At 69.4% G+C, this 3,744-nt stretch carries 2 protein-coding genes; both read right to left on the bottom strand.

Annotation, left to right across the window (positions count from 1 at the left end):
- On the bottom strand, positions 1–920 hold a 920-nt coding region (locus D7Y21_RS40615), incomplete at its 3' end, for a class I SAM-dependent methyltransferase (protein ID WP_147469528.1).
- Positions 921–1,198: 278 nt separating this feature from the next.
- Positions 1,199–3,744, bottom strand: a 2,546-nt coding sequence (locus D7Y21_RS40610; RefSeq protein WP_233612494.1) for a kelch repeat-containing protein, incomplete at its 5' end; no start/stop codon positions are given.

Below are 3,744 nucleotides of genomic sequence, written 5' to 3'. Positions count from 1 at the left end.
GGCGCTGGCGGCTCCGGGGGTGGGGGCCGCGAGGGTCCAGGCGCTGACGCCGCTTCGAGCGCCGCGGCGCGCAGCGACTGCACGCGGAGGGCCTGCTCCTGCTCGCTCTCATCGCCTTCGACACACCTCAGGCTGACGAAGAACTCCAGATCCCCTGGAGGGGTCGACGAGAAGTCCGCGAGCTGGAACGGGAACATCCCCAGCTCCGCCAGTGTGGCCGCGGCCTCCAGGAAGGAGCGCGGAGTGAAGACCCAGCAGTGCACGTCCGTGTAGCTGGTTGAGGCCACCGCTTCCTGGGACTTCTGCAGCGCGTTCTGGAGCGTGCCGGAGCACGGGAGGCTCTCCGCGTCGATGGCGCAGTTCCACATGGCCTGCGTGTCCACCTGGCAGTAATAGGCCCAGAAGTCGAAGACCTGCTTCACGGTGGGGGCGGTGCGGCGCGACAGGAAGGCGTCCACCAGCTCCCCGGGGGTGCTCTCCGGGCGCTTCGCATCGAAGCAGAAGCGCTTGTCTGGGATGGCCAGCGAGATGATGCCGCCAGGACGCAGTGCCTGGCGCAGCTCCCCCAGCCAGCCCACGGGGTCCGGCACGTGCTCGATGACGTGGCTCGCGAGCACGAAGTCCACCCGCCGGTCGCCCAGCGCACCGGACAGCGTTTGCGACGAGAGGACCAGGTCCACATCCACGATGGTCGCGGTATCCCAACCGTGCCCCTCGTACTTGCGCCGGAGCATCTCGGTGGTCGCGTGGTCGGCATAGAGGATCCGCCCGGCGTCACGGGTGACGATTGGACTGGCGAGCGGCCCTATCTCCACCCCTTCCATCGTCGAGAGCTGGATGGCGCCCAGCAGTCGATCCTGACGAGACTTCACCTGCACCGGCTGCATCCACGCCTCCTCGTTCTCATCGCGGCCGACCACCAGGCCGGCACCCTCCAGCGACCTCCAGCAAGTCCTATCATGACTGCTGCTCCACACCCGTGCGGACGTGTGGGATTCTCCGCGGCGGTTTCCGGCGGGCAGGTGCTTTTCTACCCAGACGGCTCACCAGACACGCCAATCGTCAGCCTGACTGGCCCGGAGCGGCGAATCGGGCTGCGACTTCCACTCGCTCATCAATCGCTCCAGCATGAACAACAATCTGGATGAACCACGCACCTGGAGCGCGGACAGCCGCTCCAGGCAGGCACGGACCGAGCTCAGTTCCCCGCGCGCTGGCGCCGCCGGGATGTCCCCGCCAGCAGGGCCAGTCCTGCCAGCAGCCACGAGGCATCCCCCGGGCCCGCCGAGCACCCGCCCCCCTCACCAGGCTCCGGCGCCGGGTCCCTCGGGAGGTCGACCGTCCAGGAGTGGCTCGCCGGCGTGGCGTCCGCGTTGCCCGCCCCATCTCTCGCGCGCACCTGGAAGGCGTGAGCGCCCGAGACCAGGTTGGCATAGGTGACCGGCGAGGTGCAGTCCGTGAACTCAGCCGCATCCAGGCTGCACTCGAAGCTGGCACCGGCGGAGCTGGTGAAGGTGAACGTGGCCGTGGACTGGTTGCTCTTGCTGCCCGGAGCGGAGGTGAGCGTGGTGGCGGGCGCGGTCAGGTCCACCGTCCAGACGTAGCGGGCCGGAGAGGCATCCACGTTGCCGGCCTCATCCCTCGCGCGCGCCTCGAAGGTGTGGGCCCCCTCGCGCAGGTCGGCGTAGGTGGCCACCGGCTCGCAGGGGCTGAAGTCCGAGCCATCCAGACTGCACTCGAAGCGGGCGCGCTCGTCGTTGCTCCCCAGCGAGAAGCTGGCCGTGGGCTGATTGCCGAGGCTGCCCGGCACGGACGTGAGGAGCGTGGTCGGCGCCGTCAGGTCCACCGTCCAGGAATGGGAGGCCACGCGGGTGCCCGCGTTGCCCGCCATGTCGCGCGCGCGCACCTGGAAGGAATGGCTGCCCTCGCGCAGGTTGAAGAGGGTCTCCGGCGAGGCGCACGGGGTGAAGGCCGCGCCGTCCACGCGACACTCGAAGCTGCTCCCCGGCTCGGTGGAGTCGAAGAAGAACATCGCGCCGGTCTGACTGCCGGAGCTCTCGGGAGCGAGGGTGATGAGGGTGTCCGGTGGCGTCAGGTCCACCGTCCAGGAATAGGAGGCCGGGGATTCATCCACGTTGCCGGCATCGTCGATCGCGCGCACCTGGACGAGGTGGGGGCCCTCCCCGAGGCCGCTGTAGCGCACGGGCGGCACGCAGGAGCTGAAGGCCGCGTCATCCAGGCTGCACTCGAAGCGGCCGCCGCCCTCGTCGGAGCTGAAGCCGAAGGTCGCGACGGTCTGCCGTGTGGGATTGGCCGGCACGAGCCCGATGAAGGTCATCGGGGCCGACAGGTCCACCATCCAGGAATGGGTGGCCGGGGTTTCATCCACGCTGTTGAGCGCATCCCGGGCTCGCACCTGGAAGATGTGGAAGCCCTGGCCCACGTAGCTGTAGACGACCGGCGAGGTGCAGACCTCGAAGGACTCGTAGTCCATGCGGCACTCGAAGCGGGCGCCGGCCTTGTTGGATTCGAAGGCGAAGGTCGCGCTCTGCTGCTGGGTGGACGTCGCCGGAAACCCGGTGAGGGTGGTGTCCAGCGGCGTCAGGTCCACACGCCAGGAATGGGAGGCCGGGGATTCATCCACGTTGCCGGCCCCGTCCCGCGCGCGCACCTGGAAGGAATGGCTGCCCGAGCCCAGGTTGAAGAGGGTCTCCGGCGAGGCGCAGGGGCTGAAGGCCCCGTCATCCAGGCTGCACTCGAAGCTGGCCCCCTCCTCACTGAAGAAGCTGAAGGTGGCCGTGGCGCCGGAGGGATTGGCCGGCGTGGAGGTGAAGAGCGTGTCCGGCGGTGTCAGGTCCACCGTCCAGGGATGGGAGGCAGGGGTGGCATCCGCGTGGCCGAACGGGTCCACCGCGCGCACGCGGAAGGTGTGGGCGCCCACGGCCAGGTTGGCGTAGGTGGCGGGCGAGGTGCAGGGGTTGAAGTCCTCGGCGTCCAGGCTGCATTCGAAGCGGGCGCCCACATCGTCGGAGGTGAAGGCGAAGCTCGCGCCGCGCTGCTGGGTGGAGGTGGGGGGCGTCGTGCCGAGGCGGGTGTCCGGCACCTTCAGGTACAGCTCTGCGTCGTCGGCATAGAGGCTGCCGCCGCCGATGGACGCCCCGCCCGCCACGAGCACGCTGCCATCCGCCAGCAGCGTGGCCGTATGGTCCCAGCGGGGCTGGTTCATGGCACCGGTGACGCTCCAGGTGCCGGTGACGGGATCGTACAACTCGGGCTGGATGAAACCGCCGTAGTAGTCCGTCGGCCCACCCGCCACGAGCACCTTGCCATTGGCGAGCACCGTGAGCGTGAAGTAGTCGGACCGAGACCAGGCCAGTGAGCCCGTGAGCGTCCAGGTGCGGCTGGTGGGGTCGTACAGCTCGGCCCTGGCCGAGGAGCCCGAGCCCACGCGCCCACCCACCACGAGCACCTTGCCCCCTTGCAGCAGCACCGCACGGTGGTCGATGGAGGACGTCGAGAGCGAGCCGGTGGCGCTCCAGGTACCGGTGTCCGGGTCATACAGTTCGGCGTGGGCGAAGCTGTAGCCGCCGCTTCCGCCCGCCACGAGCACCTTGCCATTGCCCAGCAGCGTGGCCGTGTGGCCCGAGCGGGCACGGAGCATCGGGCCGGTAGCGCTCCAGGTGCCGGTGGCCGGATCGTACAACTCGGCGCTGATGTGATGGTTTTCAGGCCCGGCCCACCCTC

Source organism: Corallococcus sp. AB045 (assembly GCF_003668895.1).
GTDB lineage: Bacteria > Myxococcota > Myxococcia > Myxococcales > Myxococcaceae > Corallococcus > Corallococcus coralloides.
Note: the sequence above shows the minus strand (reverse complement) of the source record. Positions and strands in the feature narration are given on the sequence as shown.